Source organism: Elioraea thermophila (ex Habib et al. 2022) (genome assembly GCF_003336755.1).
GTDB classification, from domain to species: domain Bacteria; phylum Pseudomonadota; class Alphaproteobacteria; order Acetobacterales; family Acetobacteraceae; genus Elioraea; species Elioraea thermophila.
In genome coordinates this window covers 408,561-430,954 of record NZ_QMDI01000006.1, presented here as the reverse complement: position 1 = coordinate 430,954, position 22,394 = coordinate 408,561, and the positions used below count along the sequence as shown (strand labels likewise).

The 22,394-nt window shown below is 70.9% G+C and carries 27 protein-coding genes; 10 read left to right on the top strand and 17 right to left on the bottom strand.

The window, feature by feature from the left end:
- Positions 1–20: 20 nt before the first annotated feature.
- Together DWB05_RS11950 and hisF are read right to left on the bottom strand one after the other, a co-directional pair.
- Positions 21–491 carry a phosphoribosyl-ATP diphosphatase gene (locus tag DWB05_RS11950; RefSeq protein WP_114377414.1) on the bottom strand — a complete coding sequence of 157 codons (471 nt, stop codon included), beginning with the start codon at positions 489–491 and terminating at the stop codon, positions 21–23.
- Between the two features lie 4 nt (positions 492–495).
- The gene (gene hisF, locus DWB05_RS11945; RefSeq protein ID WP_114377413.1) at positions 496–1,269 is read right to left on the bottom strand and encodes an imidazole glycerol phosphate synthase subunit HisF; all 774 of its coding nucleotides are present in this window, start codon (positions 1,267–1,269) and stop codon (positions 496–498) included.
- A gap of 130 nt (positions 1,270–1,399) precedes the next feature.
- Between hisF and DWB05_RS11940 the strand changes: the two genes are divergently transcribed.
- From DWB05_RS11940 to pip, 3 genes are all read left to right on the top strand, one after another.
- Positions 1,400–1,954, top strand: a complete 555-nt coding sequence (locus tag DWB05_RS11940) for a lipocalin family protein (protein ID WP_114377668.1) — start codon at positions 1,400–1,402, stop codon at positions 1,952–1,954.
- A gap of 48 nt (positions 1,955–2,002) precedes the next feature.
- Positions 2,003–2,341, top strand: coding sequence for a PGPGW domain-containing protein (locus DWB05_RS11935; protein ID WP_114377412.1), 339 nt, complete (start codon positions 2,003–2,005; stop codon positions 2,339–2,341).
- 97 nt (positions 2,342–2,438) lie between these two features.
- Positions 2,439–3,386, top strand: coding sequence for a prolyl aminopeptidase (gene pip, locus DWB05_RS11930; RefSeq protein WP_114377667.1), 948 nt, complete (start codon positions 2,439–2,441; stop codon positions 3,384–3,386).
- 174 nt (positions 3,387–3,560) lie between these two features.
- Here the strand turns inward: pip and grxD are convergent, their stop codons facing one another.
- From grxD to DWB05_RS11900, 6 genes are all read right to left on the bottom strand, one after another.
- Complete coding sequence (gene grxD / locus DWB05_RS11925) at positions 3,561–3,902, bottom strand: Grx4 family monothiol glutaredoxin (RefSeq protein ID WP_114377411.1); 342 nt, start codon at positions 3,900–3,902, stop codon at positions 3,561–3,563.
- A gap of 108 nt (positions 3,903–4,010) precedes the next feature.
- A complete protein-coding gene (locus tag DWB05_RS11920; protein ID WP_114377410.1) occupies positions 4,011–4,247 on the bottom strand; it encodes a BolA family protein in 237 nt (78 codons plus the stop codon).
- Between the two features lie 67 nt (positions 4,248–4,314).
- Entirely contained in the window at positions 4,315–6,570 is a 2,256-nt protein-coding gene (gene purL / locus DWB05_RS11915; RefSeq protein WP_114377409.1) for a phosphoribosylformylglycinamidine synthase subunit PurL, read from the bottom strand.
- Positions 6,571–6,602: 32 nt separating this feature from the next.
- The gene (locus DWB05_RS11910) at positions 6,603–7,919 is read right to left on the bottom strand and encodes a glycosyltransferase (RefSeq protein ID WP_198669154.1); all 1,317 of its coding nucleotides are present in this window, start codon (positions 7,917–7,919) and stop codon (positions 6,603–6,605) included.
- 106 nt (positions 7,920–8,025) lie between these two features.
- Complete coding sequence (locus DWB05_RS11905) at positions 8,026–9,279, bottom strand: glycosyltransferase (protein ID WP_114377407.1); 1,254 nt, start codon at positions 9,277–9,279, stop codon at positions 8,026–8,028.
- Between the two features lie 116 nt (positions 9,280–9,395).
- Entirely contained in the window at positions 9,396–10,100 is a 705-nt protein-coding gene (locus tag DWB05_RS11900) for a YjbE family putative metal transport protein (protein WP_114377406.1), read from the bottom strand.
- Positions 10,101–10,209: 109 nt separating this feature from the next.
- Here DWB05_RS11900 and purB point away from each other — a divergent pair, with 109 nt between their 5' ends.
- Positions 10,210–11,580, top strand: a complete 1,371-nt coding sequence (gene purB / locus DWB05_RS11895) for an adenylosuccinate lyase (protein ID WP_114377405.1) — start codon at positions 10,210–10,212, stop codon at positions 11,578–11,580.
- Positions 11,581–11,627: 47 nt separating this feature from the next.
- Here the strand turns inward: purB and DWB05_RS11890 are convergent, their stop codons facing one another.
- Positions 11,628–11,966, bottom strand: coding sequence for a DUF1476 domain-containing protein (locus DWB05_RS11890; protein WP_114377404.1), 339 nt, complete (start codon positions 11,964–11,966; stop codon positions 11,628–11,630).
- A gap of 182 nt (positions 11,967–12,148) precedes the next feature.
- On the opposite strand from DWB05_RS11890, the gene purC reads away from it, so the two are divergent.
- From purC to purQ, 4 genes are read left to right on the top strand one after another with little or no spacing between them, the layout of a single operon-like run.
- Positions 12,149–12,913: a phosphoribosylaminoimidazolesuccinocarboxamide synthase gene (purC, locus tag DWB05_RS11885; RefSeq protein WP_114377403.1), complete on the top strand. Its 765-nt coding sequence runs from the start codon at positions 12,149–12,151 to the stop codon at positions 12,911–12,913.
- 43 nt (positions 12,914–12,956) lie between these two features.
- Positions 12,957–13,199, top strand: a complete 243-nt coding sequence (gene purS / locus DWB05_RS11880; protein ID WP_114377402.1) for a phosphoribosylformylglycinamidine synthase subunit PurS — start codon at positions 12,957–12,959, stop codon at positions 13,197–13,199.
- A 52-nt stretch (positions 13,200–13,251) separates the two neighbouring features.
- Positions 13,252–13,464 carry a hypothetical protein gene (locus DWB05_RS11875; protein ID WP_114377401.1) on the top strand — a complete coding sequence of 71 codons (213 nt, stop codon included), beginning with the start codon at positions 13,252–13,254 and terminating at the stop codon, positions 13,462–13,464.
- The gene (gene purQ, locus DWB05_RS11870) at positions 13,461–14,156 is read left to right on the top strand and encodes a phosphoribosylformylglycinamidine synthase subunit PurQ (RefSeq protein ID WP_114377400.1); all 696 of its coding nucleotides are present in this window, start codon (positions 13,461–13,463) and stop codon (positions 14,154–14,156) included. The genes DWB05_RS11875 and purQ overlap by 4 nt, the downstream gene beginning before the upstream one ends.
- Here purQ and DWB05_RS11865 read toward each other — a convergent pair.
- From DWB05_RS11865 to DWB05_RS11845, 5 genes are all read right to left on the bottom strand, one after another.
- A complete protein-coding gene (locus DWB05_RS11865; protein WP_114377399.1) occupies positions 14,135–15,241 on the bottom strand; it encodes a site-specific DNA-methyltransferase in 1,107 nt (368 codons plus the stop codon). The genes purQ and DWB05_RS11865 overlap by 22 nt on opposite strands.
- A 69-nt stretch (positions 15,242–15,310) precedes the next feature.
- Positions 15,311–15,883, bottom strand: a complete 573-nt coding sequence (locus tag DWB05_RS11860) for a ribonuclease HII (protein WP_232818525.1) — start codon at positions 15,881–15,883, stop codon at positions 15,311–15,313.
- 56 nt (positions 15,884–15,939) lie between these two features.
- Entirely contained in the window at positions 15,940–16,614 is a 675-nt protein-coding gene (locus DWB05_RS11855) for a tellurite resistance TerB family protein (protein WP_114377398.1), read from the bottom strand.
- A 26-nt stretch (positions 16,615–16,640) separates the two neighbouring features.
- A complete protein-coding gene (gmk, locus tag DWB05_RS11850) occupies positions 16,641–17,270 on the bottom strand; it encodes a guanylate kinase (RefSeq protein ID WP_114377397.1) in 630 nt (209 codons plus the stop codon).
- Entirely contained in the window at positions 17,260–18,162 is a 903-nt protein-coding gene (locus DWB05_RS11845) for a YicC/YloC family endoribonuclease (RefSeq protein ID WP_232818524.1), read from the bottom strand. The genes gmk and DWB05_RS11845 overlap by 11 nt, the downstream gene beginning before the upstream one ends.
- Positions 18,163–18,204: 42 nt before the next feature.
- Here DWB05_RS11845 and DWB05_RS11840 point away from each other — a divergent pair, with 42 nt between their 5' ends.
- Entirely contained in the window at positions 18,205–18,996 is a 792-nt protein-coding gene (locus DWB05_RS11840) for an SDR family NAD(P)-dependent oxidoreductase (protein ID WP_114377396.1), read from the top strand.
- 2 nt (positions 18,997–18,998) lie between these two features.
- On the opposite strand, the gene dut is transcribed toward DWB05_RS11840, so the two are convergent.
- Genes dut through DWB05_RS11825 form a run of 3 tightly spaced genes read right to left on the bottom strand, consistent with a single transcriptional unit; the run spans position 18,999 to position 21,911 of the window.
- Positions 18,999–19,448, bottom strand: a complete 450-nt coding sequence (gene dut, locus DWB05_RS11835; protein WP_114377395.1) for a dUTP diphosphatase — start codon at positions 19,446–19,448, stop codon at positions 18,999–19,001.
- Entirely contained in the window at positions 19,448–20,629 is a 1,182-nt protein-coding gene (coaBC, locus tag DWB05_RS11830) for a bifunctional phosphopantothenoylcysteine decarboxylase/phosphopantothenate--cysteine ligase CoaBC (RefSeq protein WP_114377394.1), read from the bottom strand. Before coaBC ends, dut begins: the two co-directional genes overlap by 1 nt.
- Positions 20,630–20,639: 10 nt before the next feature.
- A complete protein-coding gene (locus DWB05_RS11825; RefSeq protein ID WP_114377393.1) occupies positions 20,640–21,911 on the bottom strand; it encodes a M20 family metallo-hydrolase in 1,272 nt (423 codons plus the stop codon).
- A 77-nt stretch (positions 21,912–21,988) separates the two neighbouring features.
- Between DWB05_RS11825 and uraH the strand changes: the two genes are divergently transcribed.
- Entirely contained in the window at positions 21,989–22,339 is a 351-nt protein-coding gene (gene uraH, locus DWB05_RS11820; protein WP_114377392.1) for a hydroxyisourate hydrolase, read from the top strand.
- Positions 22,340–22,394 lie beyond the last annotated feature (55 nt).

Sequence of the window (22,394 nt, the reverse complement as noted above, 5' to 3'; positions counted from 1 at the left end):
CGCTTCGGCTGGCGCGAGGGCTACCACAGCTTGCGCGTCTTCGGCAGGCGCCGCGCGAGCGCAGGCTGGGCCAGCGCCCGCGCGCGCGAGGCCTTTTCGGCGATCCCGCTGATGCCCTGGCGGCGTTCAAGTTCGGCCCAGATCTCCTCCGGCCGCACCCCCGCATCCACCCAGACGACGATGAGGTGATAGAGAAGGTCGGCACTCTCCGCGATCAGCCCCGCGCGGTTGCCGCGGGTCGCTTCGATCACCGTCTCCACCGCCTCCTCGCCCAGTTTCTGCGCCACCTTGGCGGTGCCGCGGGAGAGAAGCCGGGCGGAGTGCGACACCTCCGGGTCTGCCCCCTTGCGGGAGAGCACCGTGGCGTGCAGGCGATCGAGCACGGTGGCGTCCGGCAGGCGGGGGGGTACCAGCAGCGGTTCGAGGGCAGCGAGCACCTCGCGGCTCTTCTTGGCCCCCTTGTCGTCCTTGTCCTTGTCGCGCTTGGCCATGGCGTCAGGCAGATTCGGGGCTGGGCAGGCGGACGGGAAGGCCCGCGTCAGCGAGCGCGCGCTTCACCTCGGCGATCGCGAAGGTGCCGAAATGGAACACGCTGGCGGCGAGGATCCCCGTGGCTCCCGTTTTCGCGGCGTCGACGAAGTGCTCAAGCCGGCCCGCCCCACCCGAGGCGATGACGGGCAGCCCCGTCGCCTCCACCACGCGGCGGGTGAGTGCGAGGTCGAAGCCCTCGCCGGTGCCGTCGCGGTCCATCGAGGTGAGCAGGATCTCGCCCGCGCCGCGGCGCGCCGCCTCTTCGGCCCAGGCGATGGCGCAGCGCCCCGTCGGGGTGCGGCCGCCATGCACGTACACCTCCCACCGGTGGGGGGTAGAGCGCTTGGCGTCGATCGCGACCACGATGCACTGGCTGCCGAACTTGCCGGCCGCCTCGTCGATGAGCTCGGGGCGGGCGACGGCGGCGGAGTTGATCGAGACCTTGTCGGCCCCGGCGAGCAGCAACGCCCGCACGTCGGCGACACTGCGCACGCCGCCGCCGACGGTGAGGGGCATGAACACGCATTCCGCGGTGCGGGCGACGACGTCGAGCAGGGTGCCGCGGTTCTCCACCGAGGCGGTGATGTCGAGGAAGGCGAGTTCGTCCGCACCCGCCGCGTCGTAGGCGCGCGCCTGCTCGACGGGGTCGCCCGCATCGCGCAGGGAGACGAAGTTGACCCCCTTGACGACGCGACCGTCCTTGACGTCGAGGCAGGGGATGATGCGGATGCTCAGCACGGGCCCGGCTTCGTCCTTCGATGGACGCTTCCTCGATAATCCGTCTCCTCTGCCCCTGGCGTTCGTGGTCGTGCAAACGAAATTTCGGTAACGCTGGCAGGGTCGTTACGGGGTCGTGTGCAGCATGCGGATGATCTTGGCGAGTGGTCGGGACGGCCGTGGGGCGTGCTCGCGGCGTGGCGTGGTCGCCGCGGTGCTCGCACTGGCGCTCGCCGCCTGCACCGGGGTGCCGGAGGGTGTCGCCCCGGTGCGCTTCGACCCCGATCGCTACCTGGGCACCTGGTACGAGATCGCGCGGCTCGATCATCGTTTCCAGCGCGGCGACGTGGCGGCGACGGCGACCTACGCGCTCAACCCCGACGGAACGATCGCGGTGACGAATCGCGGCTGGCGTCCGGACGGGACCGAGCGGTCGGTGACGGGGCGGGCGCGCTTCCTCGGGGCCCGCGACGTCGCCTCGCTCGCGGTCAGCTTCCGCTGGCCCTTCGAGGGCGGCTACCACGTGATCCGGCTCGACCCCGAGTACCGGATCGCGCTCGTCTCCGGCCCGACGCGCGATTACCTCTGGCTTCTCTCCCGCACCCCCACCTTGCCCGAGCCGGTGGTGCAGGAGTGGCTCGCCTTCGCCGCCGCGCGCGGCTACCCCGTCGAGCGCATCATCCGCTCGCAGCCCCCGCCCGCCTGAGGGTGCGGGCTTGCCGGGGCGCGGGCGAGGCGGCATAGGGCCCCGGCCATGGCGCGACGCCGCGAATACCTCGTCATTCCCCGCATGTTGCCGCCGAAACCGCCCTCGCGCTGGGCACGGCGGGGCAAGATCCTGGCCGGCTGGGGCTTCCTCGGGCTCGGCGTGGCGGGGCTCTTCCTGCCCTTCGTGCAGGGCTTCCTGTTTCTCGCCGTCGGCCTCTACATCCTGCGCGACGAATACGCCTGGGCGGGCCGCACCATCGATTGGATGCGGCGGAAGTTCCCCCGCTACACGCGGCAGATGGACGAGGGCAAGGAGCGGGCGGCCGCCTGGCTCACCCGCTGGCGGCGCAAGATGCGGCGGACGATGTACGAGGTGCGGCGCTGAGCCTCGTGCGGCGGGCGCTTGAAGCCCGGCGGCGGGCGGGGCTGGAATGGCGGGCGAAGGACGGTCGGACCGACGGTCCATGATGCGGGCGGGGACCATGCCGCGAAGCGACCTCTACCCCGACATCGCGCCTTACGAGAGCGGCTATTTGCCGCTCGACCACGGGCACACGATGTACTGGGAGCAGGTGGGCACGCCGACGGGGATGCCGGTGCTGTTCCTGCACGGTGGGCCGGGGGCGGGGGCGGGGGCGGTGCATCGCCGCTTCTTCGACCCCGCGCGGTTCCGGGTGGTGATCTTCGACCAGAGGGGGGCGGGTCGGTCGCGCCCTCTCGGTTCATTGGTCGCCAACGACACGCCGCACCTGATCGCCGACATCGAGCGGCTGCGCGAGCACGTGGGGGTGGAGCGTTGGCTGGTGTTCGGCGGCTCCTGGGGGTCGACCTTGGGTCTCGCCTATGGTCAGGCGCACCCGGAGCGCGTTCGGGGCTTCGTGCTGCGGGGCATCTTCCTCGGCCGCGACGAGGAGGTGGCGTGGTTCCTCTACGGGCTGAGGCGCTTCTTTCCGGATGCCTGGGCGACCTTCGCCGGCCAGGTGCCGGAGGAGGAGCGGGGCGATCTGCTCGAGGCCTACTGGAAGCGGCTGACGCACCCCGACCCCAAGGTGCATCTGCCGGCGGCACGGGCGTGGAGCGTGTACGAGGGATCGTGCTCCACCTTGCTGCCGTCGCCGGAGACGGTCGCCTCCTTCGCCGAGGACCGCACGGCCTTGGGGCTGGCGCGAATCGAGGCGCACTATTTCCGCCATCGCCTGTTCCTGCCGGAGGGGGGCCTGCTTGCCGGGATGGGGCGGATCGCGTCGATCCCGGCCGAGATCGTGCAGGGGCGCTATGACATGATCTGCCCGCCGCAGAGTGCGGCGGAACTGGCGGCGGCGTGGCCGGCGGCGCGGCTGACCATGGTGCCGGATGCCGGGCATTCGGCCTTGGAACCCGGGATCAGGGCGGCGTTGCTGGCGGCGGTGGAGCGGTTCTGGCGGGGGTAGGTGGCGGCGAGGCACCCGTCGTCAGCGGCCAAAGCCGCCAGCGCCCACAGCGATCACGCCACCTCGGTCAGGCACAGGCGGGGCGGCGCCAATCAAACGCGATCACGGCGCAGTCGAGCGCGCGAACCTACCGCGTGCGTGACGCGGGCAGCCGAAGAAGCCGCAAGGGGGCCCTCAGGCCGTCACCGGCCGGTACTCCACCCCCTTTTCGGCGAAGAGCTGCGCAAGCTCGCCCGACTGGAACATCTCGGTGACGATGTCGCAGCCGCCGACGAACTCGCCCTTCACGTAGAGCTGCGGGATGGTCGGCCAGTTGGTGAACTGCTTGATGCCCTCGCGCAACGAAGGGTCCTCGAGCACGTTCACCGCCTTGAACTTCACCCCCATGTGCATGAGGATCTGCACCACCCGGGCCGAGAAGCCGCACTGCGGGAACATCGCCGTGCCCTTCATGTAGAGCACCACCGGGTTCTCGCTGATCTCCGCCTGGATGCGCTCGAAGACCGGGTTGGACATCCTGGTTTCGCCTTTCCGCCTCTGTGGGTTGATCTGCCTGGCGTAACGTTCCGCCCTCGTCTCGCGCGCCGCGTCCCGCCACACGCCCCCGTGCGCCGCCCGCGCCGCTCAGTCCTGCGGTGCGGCGGTCTGCAGCGCAAGCGCGTGCAGCGCCCCACCCATCCGACCCTGCAGCGCCGCATAGACCATCTGGTGCTGCTGCACCCGCGTCTTGCCCTTGAAGGAGGGGGAGATCACGGTCGCCGCGTAGTGGTCGCCGTCGCCGCGCAGGTCCTCCACCGTCACCTGGGCGTCCGGCAGGGCCGCCTTGATCAGCGCCTCGATCTCCGCCGCCGACATCGGCATCGCGCCATCCCCGTTCGTTGCACTCGCGATCGAGACGCCCGACCCTTCGCTCCTCGCGCCCCGGGTCTCACGCCCGCTCGCCCATCCAGCGCGGAAACCAGGACTCGTGCGCCTCGCGCAACCGTGCGAGCGATATGGAGAGGGTGCCGGGCAGTGTCAAATCCGCCCCGCCGGTGCGGCCGATGCGCGCCGCCGGCACCTGCGCGGCGCGGGCGGCGGCCACCACCCCCGCCCCGTCGGCGACGGCGAGCACGTAACGCGCTTGGTCCTCGCCGAACCAGAAGGCATGGGCGGGAAGGTCGTCCGGCCCCGGCAGCAGGGTGGCGCCGACGCCGCCGGCGAGCGCCATCTCGGCGACCGCGACGAGCAGCCCGCCGTCGGAGACGTCATGACAGGCGGCCACGCGCCCGGCCGCGATCAGCCCGCGCACCACGTCGCCGTGGCGTCGTTCCGCCTTGAGATCGACCGGCGGCGGCGCCCCCTCCTCGCGGCCGGCGATCTCGCGCAGCCAGAGCGACTGCCCGAGCCAGCCCCGCGTCTCGCCGATCAGCACGAGATCGAGCCCTGGGGCGAGGGCGATGCCGACCGCCCGCGCGGCATCCTCGAGCAGGCCCACACCGCCGATCGCCGGGGTCGGCAGGATCGCCCGCCCGTCCGTCTCGTTGTAGAGGCTGACATTGCCGGAGACGACCGGGAAGTCGAGGGCGAGGCAGGCCGCGCGCATGCCGCGGATGGCGGCGGCGAATTGGCCCATGATGCGCGGCCGTTCCGGGTTGCCGAAGTTCATGTTGTCGGTCAGCGCGAGCGGGCGGGCGCCGACCGCGGTGATATTCCGCCAGGCCTCGGCCACCGCCTGCTTGCCGCCCTCCTCCGGGTCGGCGGCGCAGTAGCGCGGCGTGCAGTCGCAGGTGAGAGCGAGCGCCCGGCCGGAGGGCGAGACGCGCACCACCGCCGCATCCGCCGCGCCGGGCCTCTTCACCGTCTGCCCGCCGACGGTGGAGTCGTACTGGTCCCAGACCCAGGCGCGGGAGCAGAGATCGGGGCAGCCGATCAGGGCGAGGAGGGCCGTCTCGAGCCCGACCGGGTCAGGCACGGAGCGGGGGGAGAGGGGGGCCTGTTTCGGCGTCTCCTCGATCGGGCGGCGATAGACGGGGGCCTGGTCGGAGAGGGGGGCGAGCGGGATGTCGGCCTCGACCCGGCCCCGGTGGCGGACGACGATGCGCCCGGTGTCGGTGAGCCGCCCAACGACGGCGAAGTCGAGCTCCCACTTCTCGAAGATGCGGCGCGCGATCTCCTCCGCGCCGGGGCGGAGGATCATCAGCATCCGCTCCTGGCTTTCGGAGAGCATCATTTCGTAGGCGGTGAGCCCCGCTTCGCGCTGCGGAACGCGATCGAGGTCGAGCTCGATCCCGACCCCGCCCTTGCCCGCCATCTCGACCGAAGAGGAGGTGAGCCCGGCCGCCCCCATGTCCTGGATGGCGACGATGGCGTCGGTTTCCATCAGTTCGAGGCAGGCCTCGATCAAGAGCTTCTCGGTGAAGGGGTCGCCCACCTGCACGGTGGGCCGCTTCTCGTCGGACTCCTCCGCGCCGAACTCGGCCGAGGCCATGGTCGCGCCGTGGATGCCGTCGCGCCCGGTCTTGGAGCCGACATAGACCACCGCGTTGCCCACGCCGGCCGCCTTGGAAAGGAAGATGCGGTCGGCGCGCGCGATGCCCACCGTCATCGCATTCACCAGCGGGTTGCCGTCATAGGCGGGGTGGAAGTTGACCTCGCCGCCCACCGTGGGGACGCCCACGCAGTTGCCGTAGTCGCCGATCCCCCGCACCACGCCGTCCACGATGCGCCGCGTGCGCGGGTTGTCGGGCGAGCCGAAGCGGAGCGCGTTGAGGTTGGCGATCGGCCTGGCCCCCATGGTGAAGACGTCGCGCAGGATGCCGCCCACCCCGGTCGCTGCCCCCTGATAGGGCTCGATGAAGGAGGGGTGGTTGTGGCTTTCCATCTTGAACACCGCGGCGAGGCCCTCGCCGATGTCGATCACGCCGGCGTTTTCGCCCGGGCCGTGGATCACCCAAGGAGCCGCGGTGGGGAGTTCCTTCAGCCACACGCGGGAGGATTTGTAGGAGCAGTGCTCCGACCACATCACCGAGAAGATGCCGAGTTCGGTGAGCGAAGGGGTGCGGCCGAGGATGGCGAGCACGCGCTCGTATTCATCGGCCTTCAGCCCGAAGGCGGCGGCGAGCTCCCGCGCGCGGTCGGGGGCGAGGGGAGCAGGCGTGGCGTCGGGAGGTTTGGACGTGGCGGCGGCGGGGATATCGGCCATGCGGCCTCCCGCGCCATGCGCGCGCGCCGCTGTCAAGCGGGTGTCGGGTCCTTGACCGGGCGGCCGGAGGTGACGCGTTCGATCAGGTCTAGCCAGCCGGCTGTGCAGGCCTCATCGGTGAAGTGTGCGACCGAACGGGGGGCGGCGGCGGAAAGGCGGCGGCGCAGGGCCTCGTCGCGGATCAGGCGGTCCAATGCGGCGGCGAGGCCGGCAGGGCCTTCGGAGCGCGGAACGAGCAGGGCGTTCTGCTCGTGTTGCAGCAACGCGCTGAGGCCAGGGCAGTCGTCATAGGCCACCACAGTGAGACCGCAGGCCAGCGCCTCGGTCGGGGCGCGTGGGAAGCCCTCGAACAGCGCCGGATGACAGAGGATGCTGCCGGAGGCGAGAAGCCGGGGCACGTCCTTGGTCGCGCCCGGCAGGCGACAGGACCGACCGACTCCGCGGTCTCGGATCAGGGCCTCGAGCATCGGCCGCTCCTCGCCCTCGCCATGGATCTCGACCGACCAGTCGGGATGGTCGGCGGCGATCATCGCCCAGGCCTCGATCAGATCCTTGAAGTTCTTCTGTGCGGCAAGCCGGCCGAGGCCGAGGATGAGGGGCCGGCGCGGCACCGTGCCGACGGCGCGGTCGATTCCCGGCGTCACGCCGTTGGGGATGACCACGGTCTTGGCCTGGATCTCCGGGGCGAAGAAGGAAACGAAGTCGGGCATCAGGACGTGCACCGCCGCGGCCTCGTGAAGAAGAGCAAGCCGGAGCCTGCGGTCGTACTCCGTGGGATGCCACATTGTCGGACTGACAAAATCAGAGTACGGGTCGGTGCGGAATGAGGTGATGACAGGAATTCCTGTCCCTCTTGCAGCAAGCAGTGTCGTCGTCGTCGCATCCGGCATGAAGGCTACGACGACATCAGGACGAAATTTAACAAAAACTTTTCTCAAAGAATTTTTGAATTGAGAGTGTGCGAAACGCCATTGTAAAAAATGCCGGAGTCTCCAATATGGAGCTCGACGCAAATAGAATTTTCTGAAGCTTGAGAATGGTCTTGGCCTGAAGACGTTGATGCGTTTTACAGAAGGATCAACGGGAAATACAGGCTCCTCGTCCGTCGGATCCTCCGAAACCATGGTCACGTAGTGACCGGCGGCGGCGAGCCCATTCGCCAAAAGGCAAATGCTTCTTTCCGCGCCGCCAATGACACCCGCCAGATTTCGGATCACCAGGGCGATCGAGAGCGGGCGTTTGACCGTCGCGCCAACGAGTTGGCCGGTTCGACCAGCACCCGACTGCGCAACGTGACGATGCTTGATCATAGCCAGCGATAGCTGCAGCGGCTTCGCCTTTACGGTCAACCAAGGCAGCTGGACGGCAGGGCTGCTCCCTCGTTCTGGCCACGACTGGAACATCTCGCGTCGTCCGGGGTGCTCCGAGCGGACATCCCCGGCTGTTGACGAACGCTCACCGCTCGAACGGGCCCAACGGTTCTTCGACCGCTGGTCTGGGCACACGCCGATGGTTTACCACCCGACCGATCAGATCGAGCCAGCGGGTGAGGAAGGCCTCCTCGGAGTATCCGGCGACCGAGGCGGGGGCGGCGGCGGAAAGGCGGCGGCGCAGATCCTCGTCGCGGATCAGGCGGTCCAATGCGGCGGCGAGGCCGGCGGGGCCTTCCGAGCGCGAAACGAGCAAGCCGTTCTCCTCATGTCGGACGATGGCCGTCAGACCGGGCACATCGCCGTAGCCGACAACGGGAAGGCCGCACGCCAGCGCTTCCAGCGCGGCCAGCGGAAAACCCTCGGTTATCGAGGGAAGACAGAACAACGTTGCGGACGCCAGCGTGCTCGGCACGTCAGGCGCCCACCCAGGCAGGCGGCAGCTTCCCTGCAGGCGGTGGGCTGCGATGAGGCCCTCGAGCTCTGTCCTGAGTTCGCCCTCGCCGTGGATCTCGACGGTCCAGGCGGGATGGTGATCGGCAATTCGTGCCCAAGCCTCCACGAGGTCAGCAAAGTTCTTCAGCGGCTCGAGGCGACCAAGGCCAAGAACGACGGGTCTGCGTGGAACACGCCCGACGGCACGAGTGATGCCGGGCGTCACCGTGTTCGGGATCGCAATCGTCTTCCGAGTGACATCGGCAGAAAAAAGGTCAGCATATTCAGGGAGCAGAACGTGAGTTGCGGCGGCATGGCGGAGGGCACCAAGCCTCCTTTTCAGCTCATATTTCGGTATCCGCCGGTCCTTCTCGGAATAATCGATCTCCGGCGTGAAATGGATCGAGGCGACCGCAGGCACCCCTGTTTGGCGCGCCGCCAACAGGAGTGGCGTGTTGGCACAGGGCCCAAACCCGATTGCGACATCCGGACAGTGAGCCTGCAGCCAGCCGACGAGCGCTCGCCGGAACGGCGCGTTGTGGGCATACCACTGAATTGGGTGGCGCACCCTCCAATATTGGATGCGATCCAAGCCCAGGTAACTCCACCACCGGACCGTCGGCCGACGGAGGTTGACCTGTGAGACTTCCGGCGCGAGGGGAAATCCGGCGGGACCGTCCTGCTCGTCCCAATGCAGCACGGTGACGCGATGGCCCTTGGCAACGAGCCCGTTGGCCAGGGTGACCAGAACACGCTCCGTCCCGCCGATCACTCCAACGAAGGGGCGGATGACCAGCGCGATGGATAGGGCACGGAGCTCCGTGCTCGGTTTTTCCTCGATCATGACCCTGCGCGGATGGGACCGGCTGAGCGATATGCCGGTGCCGCACCTAGCACAGCCCTGGTCAACCGTTGATGAAGAGACGTCGGCCGCGCCGGCGCTTCGGTACTCGATCGGGCTCACGGCACGGTGCGGCGGCGCAGCAGGAAATCCCCAGCGGCATAAGCCAGCACCGAGGCGGCGAAGAGCGCCGTCACCACCGTCGGGTCAGGGCCGAGCCCCGCATGCACCGCCACCCCCGGCCAGCCGTCCCAGATGAGTTTCAGCGCGACATAGACGATCAGCGAAAGCCCGGCCCAGCCGATCCAACGGTGGCGGTCGAGCAGCCGCGCGATGAAGGAGGCCGCCACCCCCATCAGCACAACAGAAAGCAGAAGCCCGAAGGCCATGATCCAGGGGTGCTCGCGCGCCGCCGCCGCCACCGCGAGCACGTTGTCGAGGCTCATCGACACATCCGCCACCACGATCGTGCTCATCGCCGAGGCGAAGGACTTCGGCGCCGCGCCGAAGGCCTCGGCCGCGTGCTCGCTTTCCGCCTCGCGCTCGGCGCGCAGGTCGCGGAACATCTTCCAGCACACCCAGAGCAGCAGCAGCCCGCCCGCGAACAGGAGTTCGGTGATCTGCAGGAGCCGGGTCGTAATCAGCGCGAAGGCGATGCGGAGCCCCGCCGCCGCCGCGATGCCGAGGATGATGGCACGCCGCCTCTGTTCGGGCGGAAGCCCCGCCGCCGCCATCCCCACCACCACGGCATTGTCGCCGGCGAGCGCGATGTCGATGCCGATCACGGCAAGCAGCGACCAGAGCTGCGACAGCCCGAAATCCATGGTGCGGCTGATCCCCTGAACCAGCGCGATCCCAGGCCTCACCCGCGGGGCTTGTCAAGCGCGCCCCCCCACGTCATCCGTGCCGCCCTTCCCCCGGAGGCCAGCGCGCATGATTCCCCGTTACTCCCGCCCCGAGATGGCCGCGATCTGGGAGCCGAGGAACCGGTTCCGGATCTGGTTCGAGATCGAGGCGCTGGTCGCCGAGAAGCAAGGGGAGATCGGGCAGATCCCGCCCGAAGCGGCGCGGATCATCCGCGAGAAGGGGGCGCCCCGCGTGGCGGCGATGACGGAGGACGACCTCGCCCGCATCGAGGCGATCGAACGCGAGGTGCGGCACGACGTCATCGCCTTCCTCACCTGGCTCGGCGAAGGCCTTGGCGAGGAGGCGCGCTGGCTGCACCAGGGCCTGACCAGTTCCGACGTGCTCGACACCGCGCTCGCCGTGCAGCTGCGCGACGCCGCACGCCTGCTCGATGCGGGGCTGGAACGGTTGCTCGCGGCGCTGAAACGTCGCGCGCTCGAACACCGCCACACGCCCACCATCGGCCGCAGCCACGGCATCCACGCCGAACCGACCTCGTTCGGGCTCAAGCTCGCCGGGCACTGGGCGGAGTTCGCACGCAACCGCACCCGGCTCGCCCGCGCCGCCGAGGAAGTCGCCACCTGCGCCATCTCCGGCGCGGTCGGCACCTTCGCCCACGTCCCCCCCGTGGTGGAGGCGCACGTGGCGAAGGCGCTCGGCCTCGCGGTCGAGCCCGTTTCGACGCAGGTCATCCCGCGCGATCGGCACGCGATGTTCTTCGCCACGCTGGCCGTGATCGCCTCGGGGATCGAGCGGCTCGCGGTCGAGATCCGGCATCTGCAGCGCAGCGAAGTGCGCGAGGCCGAGGAGTACTTCCACCCCGGCCAGAAGGGCTCCTCGGCCATGCCGCACAAGCGCAACCCCGTGTTGTCGGAGAACCTGACGGGGCTCGCGCGCCTCGTGCGCGGCTACGCCATCCCCGCACTCGAGAACGTGGCGCTGTGGCACGAGCGCGACATCTCGCACTCCTCGGTCGAGCGGGTGATCGCGCCCGACGCCACCATCGCGCTCGACTTCGCCCTCCATCGGCTCGCCGGGATGATCGAGACCCTGATCGTCTACCCCGAGCGGATGGCGGCCAATCTCGAGGCGTTGGGGGGCATCGTGCACTCGGGCGAGGTGTTGCTCGCCCTCACCCGCGCCGGGGTCAGCCGCGAGGACGCATACCGGATCGTGCAGCGCAACGCGATGGCGACCTGGATGAGCCTCGGCACCGAGGCGGCGCGCAGCTTCCGCGAGAACCTCGAATCCGACCCCGAGGTCGCAGGCAGGCTCGATCGCGCCGCGCTCGATCGGGCGATGGACCCGCGCGCGCATCTCGCCCATGTGGACGAGATCCTGGCGCGGGTGTTCGGCGACCCGGTCGAGGACCAGCCCGGCGACGCGGACGGGGGCTGAGGCCGAGCTGACCCGGACCCCCCCCGCACCCGTGCCACGCTCGGGCGTCAGCCCTTCGCCGCTTCCTCTACGATCTGCTGGCGGGCGACCGCGAGCAGGCGCTCGTACTCCGCCCTCAGCTCGGTCTCCGGGTGCGTCTTGCCGGCCTCGGCGAGGTCACGCTTGACCTTGTCCATCACGTCGTCGTGGCCGGGCTTCTGCAGGTCGGCCGCGACCACCGACTTGGCGTAGGCCTCGGCCTCTTCGCCGGCCTTGCCGAGGATGCCCGCCACCCACAGCCCGAACAGGCGGTTGCGCCGGGCCTGGGCACGGAACTCCATCTCCTGGTCGAGCTTGAACTTGGCCTCGAACCCCTTCTCGCGTTCGGCGAAGAGCTCGTCGCTCATCGGGCGTCATCCTCCGGCAGGCTTTGGCGTCTCGCCCCTCCTGTAGCAGAGGGCGCGGGCGCGCGCACGGGAGGGGGCAGACCCGCCCCCGCCTGCGGTGGCAGGCCGGTCCCCCCGTTGCTATATCGAGGCCGCCGCGCGCGGCCCCCTCGGGCCAACCGGGGGTGTCGGAGGCTGGTCCCATGGCGAGGCGCAGACAACTCTACGAAGGCAAGGCGAAGATCCTGTTCGAGGGGCCGGAACCGGGCACCCTCGTGCAGTACTTCAAGGACGACGCGACCGCCTTCAACGCCCAGAAGAAGGGCGTGATCACCGGCAAGGGCGTGCTGAACAACCGCATCAGCGAGTTCATCATGCTCCGCCTGCACGAGATCGGCGTGCCGACCCACTTCGTCCGCCGCCTGAACATGCGCGAGCAGCTCATCCGCGAGGTCGAGATCATTCCGCTGGAGGTGGTGGTGCGCAACGTGGCCGCGGGCTCGCTGTCCACCCGGCTCGGCATCGCCGAAGGCACGCCGCTCCCTCGCTCCATCGTCGAGTACTACTACAAGAACGACGCGCTCGGTGACCCGCTGGTGGCCGAGGAGCACATCACCGCCTTCGGCTGGGCCTCGGTGCAGGACCTCGACGACATCATGGCGCTCTCCTTGCGCATCAACGACTTCCTGACGGGCCTCTTCCTCGGCGTCGGCATCCGCCTGGTCGACTTCAAGCTCGAGTTCGGCCGGCTGTGGGAGAACGACGAGATGCGGATCGTGGTGGCGGACGAGATCTCGCCGGATTCCTGCCGGCTGTGGGACATCAAGACCGGCGAGAAGCTGGACAAGGACCGTTTCCGCCGCGACCTGGGCCGCGTCGAGGAGGCCTATCAGGAGGTGGCGCGGCGCCTGGGCATCCTGCCCGAGGCGGGGGCGCGCGACCTCAAGGGCCCGGAGACCATGCAGTGAGGAGGCGTGGCGGGCGGCCGGCCGCGCACGAGGGGGATCGGGCGTGAAGGCGCGCGTCACCGTGATGCCGAAATCCGGCGTGCTCGATCCCCAGGGCAAGGCGATCGGGCACGCGCTCGCCTCGCTCGGCTTCGCGGGCGTGGGCGAGGTGCGTGCGGGCAAGGTGATCGAGCTCGAGCTCGCCGAGACCGATCCGGAGAAGGCGAAGGCGGCCGCCGAAGAGATGGCACGCCGGCTGCTCGCCAACCCGGTGATCGAGAGCTTCCGCGTCGAGATCGCGGGCTGACGCGGGGCGGCAGGGCGTGACGGGCGAAAGCGGCGGCTGAGGCGGGCGGCACGTGGTCAAGGCCTCGCTCGTCGTCTTCGCCCTCTTCACCGTCGTCATCGCCTGGGCGCTCGCCCGCCGCCGCGCCGCGCCCGCCGCGCGCGGGCCCGTTTCGCGCGCTCGCAGGGCGATCCGGCTCTGGTTCGACGCCGCTGCCCTCGCCGTGTTCATCACGCTGGCGCTCCTCGCCGCCATGCACTGGCTGAGGCTCGAGTGGTTCGCATGAAGGCCGGCATCGTCGTCTTCCCCGGCACCAACCGCGAGCGCGACATGGCGTTGGCGCTCACCCGCGCCGGCGCCGAGGTCGCCTGGCTGTGGCACCGCGACGGCGATCTGCCCGCGGGCCTCGACCTCGTCGTGCTGCCGGGCGGCTTCTCCTACGGCGACTACCTGCGCTGCGGCGCCATCGCCGCCCGCGCCCCCATCATGCAGGCCGTCGCCCGCCACGCCGCGCGCGGCGGCCTCGTGCTCGGCGTGTGCAACGGGTTCCAGATCCTCTGCGAGGCGGGGATCCTGCCCGGCGCGCTTCTGCGCAACGCCAGCCTGCGCTTCCTCGCCTCCGACTGCCTCCTGCGCGTCGAGCGCACCGACACGCCCTTCACCGGCCTCTACCGCGCGGGGCAGGTCATCCGCTGCCCGATGGCGCACGGCGATGGCAACTACGTCGCCGACGAAGACGTGCTCGATCGGCTCGAGGGCGAGGGTCTGGTGGCGTTCCGCTACGTCGACGAACGGGGCGAGGCGGTGGCGGAGGCCGCGCGCAACGGTGCGGCGCGCAACATCGCCGGCATCCTGTCGCCGAACCGGCGCGTGCTCGGGCTGATGCCGCATCCGGAGAACGCGGTGGATCCGCTGACGGGCGGCGAGGACGGGCTTCCCCTGTTCCTCTCCCTCGTTCAGGCCGCCGTGGCGACCTGACCCTCGAGCGAAGCGCGGAGCCGTTCGCGCAGCACGTCGATGGGCAGCAGCGCGCCGGCCTCCTCGTAGTGCCAGAAGGTCCAGCCGTTGCAGGCCGGCATCTCGGCCACCAGCGCGCCGATGCGGTGGATCGAACCCCGCGCCGTGCGCGTGCGGATCGTTCCGTCCGCGCACACTTCGGCACGGTGCCGGCCGTCGCGGCTGACCAGCACGTCACCGGGAAGAAGGAGCCCCGCCTCGAGCAGCGCGCCGAACGGGATGCGCGGCGCGTCACGCTTGGAGGGCGACAGCGTCAGCGTCTCGTCGGCCACGGGCTCCACCGCCGCGATGCGCGCCTCGGCGGCGGCGGCGTAGGCCTCGTCGCGCTCGATGCCGATGAAGCGGCGGTTGAGCCGCCGCGCCACCGCCCCCGTGGTGCCGGTGCCGAAGAACGGATCGAGGATCGTCTCGCCGGGATTGGTGCAGGCGAGGATGATGCGATGAAGCAACGCCTCCGGCTTCTGTGTGGGGTGCAGCTTGCGCCCGCCCGGCCCCTTCAGCCGCTCCGCCCCGGTGCAGAGCGGGATCGTCCAGTCGCTCCGCATCTGCAGGTCGTCGTTCAGCGCCTTCATCGCTTCGTAGTTGAAACGGTAGCGGGAGTGGCGGTCCCACGCCGCCCAGATCAGCGTCTCGTGCGCATTGGTGAAGCGGCGGCCGCGGAAATTCGGCATCGGGTTCGACTTCCGCCAGACGATGTCGTTGAGGATCCAGAAGCCGAGATCCTGCAGGATGGCGCCGATGCGGAAGATGTTGTGGTAGGTGCCGATGACCCAGATCGTCGCATCCCGCCGCATCACGCGTCGGCACTCGGTGAGCCAGGCGCGGGTGAAGGCGTCGTAGGCGGCGAGATCGGGGAAGCGATCCCACTCCTCGTCCACGCCGTCGACGAGGCTGTCGTCGGGGCGGCGCAGTTCGTTGCGCAGTTGCAGGTTGTAGGGCGGGTCGGCGAACACCGCATGCACGCAAGCGGGTGGGAGGGAGCGCAGCACGGAAATGCAATCGCCCCTCTGCACGCGATCGAGCGGCAAGTCGAATTGGCGGCCCATCGACGACCGTTCCGCTTCCGATGATCCCCCTCGCGAAGCCGCGCATCCTGGAGAGGGGGAGTCGCGGCGTCAATGGCGCCCGAGTGCCTGCGCGACGGGGGCGAAGCCGCGCCGGTGATGGGCGGTGACGCCGAAGCGGGCGAGGGCCGCGCGATGCTCCGCCGTCGGATAGCCCTGGTTGCGTTCCCAACCGTAGAGCGGGTGGCGCCGTGCCAAGCGCGCCATGACGCGATCGCGCGTCACCTTGGCGAGGATGGAGGCGGCGGCGACCGACAGGCTGAGACCGTCGCCGCGCGGCACGCAGCGCACCGCGCAGGGCAGCTCGGGCGCGATCGTGCCGTCGATCAGCGCGAGGTCGGGGTTGAGCGGCAGCCGCGCGACGGCGCGACGCATCGCGAGTAAGGAGGCGCGCAGGATGTTCAGCCGCGCGATCTCGGGCACGGAGGCGGCGGCGACGGCGAAGGTCGCCACGCCGTCGTGCCGCGCCGCGATCAGGGCAAGGTAGGCTTGCTCACGCGCCGCCGGGTCGAGCCGCTTGCTGTCGTCGATCGCCCGCGCGAGCGTCTCATCCGGTTCGCGCAGGAAACAGACGGCTGCCGCAACGACGGGGCCGGCGAGCGGGCCGCGGCCCGCCTCGTCCACCCCGGCGACGAGGCCGCCGGCCGCGCGTTCGAGGTCGAAGGTCGGCCGCGTCCCGCTCAGCCCGCCCCCCGTGCCTGCGCTTCCAAGGCGTCCTTCAGCCCCGGTTCGAGACCGAGACGATCGGCGAGCGCATCGAGGAAGGCACGTTCCGCCGGCTGATCCGGCACGGCGGCGAGACGTGCGGCGAGCCACAGTTCCGCCGCCTGTTCGCGCGTCGCGGCAAGCCGCGCGAGGGCGGCCGGGTCGGCCGGCTCGTTCATGGCGCGGAACAGGAACGCCTTCTCCTCCGCGCCGAGGCCTGATTTGTCGATCGCCTCGACGATGCGTCGGCTCTCCTCGGCGTCGATGTGGCCGTCGGCCTTGGCGGCGGAGATCATGGTGCGGATGACGGCGAGGGCGAAGGGCTGCCCGTCGGCAGCGGTGAGGCGTTCGGGCGCGAAACCTTCCGCCGAGAGCGCGGGCGGGGCCGAGGCGGCCTTCTGCTGCTGCCAGGACTGCCAGGCGCGGTAGGCGAGTGCGCCGAGCGCGGCAGCCCCCCCGTAGCGCGCCACCTTGCCCGCCTTGCCGCCGACCAGCAGCGCGATCAGCCCGGCGCCCGCGGCCGCTCCGGCAAGGCCCCCCGGCACCCCCGCCTGGGCGAGCCGCTCATGCGCCGCCCCCACCGCCCCGGCGGCGCGATCCGCCGTGCCCACGCCCAGGAACCGATCCAACAGCGACTTGGCGTCGATCATCCTGCCCTCCCTCGTCGGCGCCGGCTTCATGCCAGAAGGGCGGAGACGAAGGAAGCAAGACCCGTTTGGCGAACCCGCTTCAATCGTTCCGCCGCCAGGACGGCGCGGACGGAAGCGACCGCGAGATCGAAGTCACGATTGACGACGACGTAGTCGTACTCGTCCCAGTGCGCGATCTCGGCCGCCGCCTTGCCCATGCGACGCCGCACCGTCGCCTCGTCGTCGGCGCGGCGCGCGCGCAGCCGCCGCTCGAGCTCCGCCATCGAGGGCGGCAGGATGAACACCGAGACGACGTCGCCCGGCAGGGCGGCACGGAGTTGGCGCGTGCCTTGCCAGTCGATGTCGAACAGGAGGTCGCGCCCCTCCGCGAGAGCCGCCTCGACGGGGGCGCGCGGCGTACCGTAGCGCGCGCCGAACACCTCGGCGTGCTCGATCAGCTCGCCGTTCCGCACCGCCTCGTCGAAGCGTGCGGCGGAGACGAAATGATAGTCCTTGCCGTCGATTTCGCCCTCGCGCGGCGGCCGCGTGGTGAGCGAAACGGAAAGCCCGAGATTGGGATCGGTGACGCGAAGCGCCCGCCCGATCGAGGTCTTGCCCCCGCCCGAGGGCGAAGACAGCACGAGCAGGATCCCCCGCCGGGCGATCTCATTCGACATTCTGCACCTGTTCGCGGAACTGCTCGATCGCGGCCTTCAGCGCGAGCCCCGTGGCCGTGAGCGTGGTGGAGGCCGACTTGGCGCAGAGCGTGTTCGCCTCGCGGGCGAATTCCTGGGCGAGGAAATCGAGCCGCCGCCCGATCGCCACTCCTTCCGCGAGCAAGCCACGCGCGGCGGCGAGATGGGCGCGCAGCCGCTCGATCTCCTCGCGCACGTCGGCGCGCGACGCGAGCACGGCGACCTCCTGGGCGAGGCGCTCCTCGGGCAGGGCCGGTGCTTCGGCGAGCAAGGACCGCAGCGTGTCGAGCAGCCGCGCGCGGATCATCTCCGGCTGGGCGGCGGCGTCTGCCGCTGCCCGTTCCGTCAGCGAGGCGATCTCGTCGAGGATGGCGGCGAGCATGACGCCGAGCCGCGCCCCCTCCGCGCGTCGGGCGGCGACCAGCGCCTCGAGCGCGCGGCCAAAGGAGGCAAGGAGGGCGGCGTGCAGCGCGGCTGTCCTCTCCTCGTCCTCCTCCGCCGCCGGCGCGCGCAGCACGCCGGGCAGGGCGAGCACCGCCTCGGGTGCCACTGCGGCGGTGGTGCGCAGCCGAAGCCGGATCCGCTCGATCAGCGCGAGCGCGGAGTCGAGGGCCGCTTCGTCGAGCACGGGCCGCGTCGCCTCCGGCGTGCGGGAGAGAGACAAGGTCGCGGTGACCGAGCCGCGGCGCAGCATACGCGCGGCCGCCTCGCGCAAGGCGGGTTCGAGGGCGTCGAAGCCCGCGGGCAGGCGAAGGCGGAGATCGAGGCCCCGGCCGTTGACCGAGCGGATCTCCCAGGCGAACTCCACGCCGTCATGCGCGCCGCGGTCGCGCGCGAAACCGGTCATCGAGGCGAGCGAGGGGGAGGAGCTCATGGGGTGGCGCGTTGTAGCGGCCGGGGCGGCGGAGGGGAAGCGATGAGCCCTCTCGTCCGCGCGGCGATCACCGGCGCCTCGTCGGGACTCGGGCGCGCGCTGGCCGCGGCTCTCGCCGCGCCCGGTGCGGTCGTGCATCTTTCCGGCCGCGATCCGGCGCGGCTCGCCGAGACCGCCCGTCTGGTGCGCGCCCGCGGCTCGGAGGCGACGGTGACCGTGCTCGATGTGCGCGATGCGGCGGCGGTCGCGGCATGGATCGCGCGCGCGGGGAGGCTTGATCTCGTCATCGCCAACGCTGGGGTGTCGGGCGGCACGGCAGGCGGGGCCGCCGAGAGTGCGGCGCAGATCCGCACCATCGTCGAGACCAACGTCTCCGGCGTGATCAACACGGTGCTGCCCGCGATCGCGCTGATGCGCGAGCAAGCCCCGCAGCCGGACGGCGTGCGCGGACGGATCGCCGTCATCGCCTCGATCGCCGCCTTCGTGCCGGCTCCTGGCGCGCCGACCTACTGCGCCGCCAAGGCCTTCGCCGATGCCTGGACCGTCGCCACCGCGGAAACGGTCGCACGCGCAGGCATCCTGCTCACCTCCGTCTGCCCCGGTTACGTCGCCACACCGATGACCGCGGGCAACCGCTTCCCGATGCCCGGCCTGATGTCGGCGGAGCGTGCGGCGGCGATCATCCTGCGCGGGGTCGCGCGCGGGCGGCGTCGTATCGTCTTTCCCTGGTGGCTCGGGCTCGCGGCGAGGATGGTGGGGCTTCTCCCGGCGCGCTTCGCGACCGGACTGCTCGGACGCGCCGAGGGCAAGGCGCTGCTCGGTGCCACCCCGTAGCGTTACGGGTGCGTGCCGGTGCTGCCGAAGCCGCCGGCACCGCGCGCGGTGTCGTCCAGCACCTCGCTTTCCACCCAGGCGATGCGCTCGAACCGGGCGACGACGAGCTGGGCGATGCGCATGCCGCGCGTGATGGTGAAGGGCTCCCGCCCCGCGTTCAGCAGCAGGACGCCGATCTCGCCGCGATAGTCGGCATCGATGGTGCCGACCCCGTTCGCCATGCAGATGCCGTGGCGAAGCGCAAGCCCCGAGCGTGCGCGCACCTGCGCCTCGAAGCCGGGCGGCAGCGCGATCGCGATGCCCGAGGGGATCACGGCGCGCTCGCCTGGGCCGAGCACGACGGGATCCGTGACGGCGGCGTAAAGATCCATCCCGGCCGACTGCTCGGTCGCGTAGGCCGGAAGCGGCAAGCCCTCGGCGTGCGGCAGGCGACGGATCGCGACGCGCAGCATCAGCGCAGCGCCTCCGCGATGCGCGCGGCGAGGCGTCGCGCCACATCCTCCTTCGCCATGCGCGGCCAAGGTTCGGCGCCGGCCTCGGTCACCAGGGTCACCGCGTTCTCCGCCGCGCCGAACACGCCCGCGCCGACGTCGTTGGCGAGGATCCAGTCGCAGCCCTTGCGCGCGCGCTTCGCTTCGGCATGGGCGATCACGTCCTCCGTCTCGGCGGCGAAACCGATGACGAGGCGCGGGCGGCGGTCTCCCGCTGCCGAGAGCGTGGCGAGGATGTCGGGGTTTTCCGCAAGCGCGATCGCGGGCGGGGGGGCACCCGCCACCTTCTTGATCTTCGCCCCGGCTTCCGTCTCGGGGCGCCAATCCGCCACCGCCGCCGCGCAGACCGCGACATCGGCCGGCAGGGCGGCTTCGCAGGCGGCCAGCATCTCGCGCGCACTCTCCACGCGGATGACGCGCACGCCGGGCGGGTCCGGCAACGACACCGGGCCGCTCACCAGCGTGACGCGAGCCCCCAAACCGGCGAGTGCGGCGGCGATGGCGTGCCCTTGGCGCCCCGACGAGCGGTTGCCGATGAAGCGCACGGGGTCGATCGCCTCGAAGGTGGGGCCCGACGTGACGAGGGCGTGACGACCGGCGAGGGGACCGTCGGCGAGCATCGCGCGCACGGCCTCGAGCAAGGCGGGAGGCTCGACCAGGCGGCCAAGGCCGTGCTCGGGCTCAGCCATCTCGCCCTCCTCGGGCCCGGCGAAGGCCACGCCACGCCCGCGCAACGTTTCGACGTTGGCGCGCGTGGCCGGATGCGCCCACATCGTCGGGTTCATCGCGGGAGCGACCAGGACGGGCCGCGTGGTGGCGAGCAGCACGGTGGTGGCGAGATCGTCGGCGAGGCCGGCCGCCATCTTCGCGATCAGATCGGCGGAGGCGGGGGCGACGACGATCGCATCGTGATCGCGCGCAAGCCGGATATGCCCCGCCTGCACCTCCTCCTCGAGCGACCAGAGATCGCCGTGGACCCGGGAGCCGGTGATGGCGGCGAGCGCATGCGGCGTGACGAAGCGCGCCCCGCCCGCGGTGAGCAGCCCCGTCACCGCGAAGCCCCCCTTGCGCGCGAGGCGGGCGAACTCGAGCGCCTTGTAGGCGGCGACCGACCCCGAAACGATGAGCAGGATCCGCCGCACGCCGCCCCGCTCAAACCCCGGCGAGGTCGCACAGCACGCGGGCCAGCACGCGCGCGCCGTTGGCGCACGCCTCCGGCGTGGCGTACTCCGAGGGATGGTGGGAGACGCCGCCGCGGCAGGGGATGAAGATCATCCCTGTGGGGCAGATGCGGGAGAGGAACTGCGCGTCGTGGAAGGCGCCCGACGGCATGCGGATGATGGACAGCCCCAAGTCGCGTGCCGCCCGCTCGACGAGGTCGGGCACGAGCGGGCCGAAATCGGCGGGGGCGGCGTTGAAGCGTTCGTGCACCCGCGCGGTGCAGGTGGTCATGGCACGGGCCACCGTCTCCGCCACCGCATCGCCGCGCTCGCGCAGGACCCTTGCGTCAGGGTGGCGGAAGTCGATGGTGAACACCACCTCGCGCGCGACCGAGTTCGAGGTGTCCGGCTTGACGCGGAACGATCCGACCGTGAAGCGGAGCACGTCGTCCGGGTCGTGCATCAGGGCGTTCAGGGCCTGGATCGCTCGGATCGCGTCCTGCACGGCGTCCTTGCGCAGGCGCAACGGGGTGGTGCCGGCGTGGTCGGTGCGCCCCTCGACGGTGACGGTGAACCAGCGGCAGCCCTGGATGCCCGTCACCACGCCGATGTCCTTGCCTTCCGCCTCCAGCCTCGGCCCCTGTTCGATGTGCGCCTCGACATAGGCGTGCGGGACGTAGCCGAGCGGCCGCGAGGGAAGGTCGGCTTCGAGGGCAAGCTGTTCCGCCAGCGCATCGGCATAGCGTATGCCTTCGGCGTCGCGGATGTCGTCGAACGTCTCCATCGGCTCGGCCTTGGTGAAGCTCATCGAGCCGGTGCAGCCCGGGGCGAAGCGCCCACCCTCCTCGTTCGTCCAGGCGACGACCTCGATCGGCCGCCGCGGCCTGACCCCTGCAGCGATGATCGCCTCCACCGCCTCGAGCCCGGCGAGCACGCCGTAGATGCCGTCGAAGCGCCCGCCTTGCGGCTGGGTATCCATGTGGCTGCCCGTCAGCACGGGTGCGGCAGAAGGGTCCTGCCCCTCGAGGCGGAGGAACAGGTTCGCCGCCGGATCGACGGCGACGGCGAGCCCGGCGGCCTTCGCCCAGCCGATGAGCAGGCGGCGTGCCTCGCGATCCAGCGGCGAGAGGCAGGGGCGATTGACGCCCTCATGCCCATCCTCGGTGGTGAAGCCGCCGATGCGGCCCATCTCCATCAGCCGCCGCCACAGCCGATCGCGCTCGACTGCGCGCGCGGCATCCGCCTCCGTCGCTGCCTGAACCATCGCTCGACCCTCTCTCGCTCCGGGCGGGGGGACCGTGCACCATGTGCGCGCTCTTGCCAACGGAGGAGAGGATGCCCATGGCGGGGAAGAGGCCGGGCTTGACGACGCATGTGCTGGACACCGCGCGCGGGCGGCCGGCGGCGGGGATGCGGGTGGAGCTCGTGCGCGACGGCGCGATCGTCGCCGCGGTGACGCTGAACGAGGACGGGCGGACCGATTCGCCGCTGCTGAGCGAAGCGACCTTCGCGCCGGGCCGCTGGGAGCTCCGCTTCCATGTCGGCGCCTATTTCCGCGCCTTGGGGCTCGGCGATGATCCGCCCTTTCACGACGTGGTCGCGGTTGCGGTAAACCTCAGGGCCGATCGCGGCCACTATCACGTGCCGCTGCTCGTCTCACCGTTCGGCTACACGACCTACAGGGGATCGTGATCGGCGGCGGGCTCGACACGGCAGGCCCCTTCGCCTACCCCCCGGCCCCGCACAA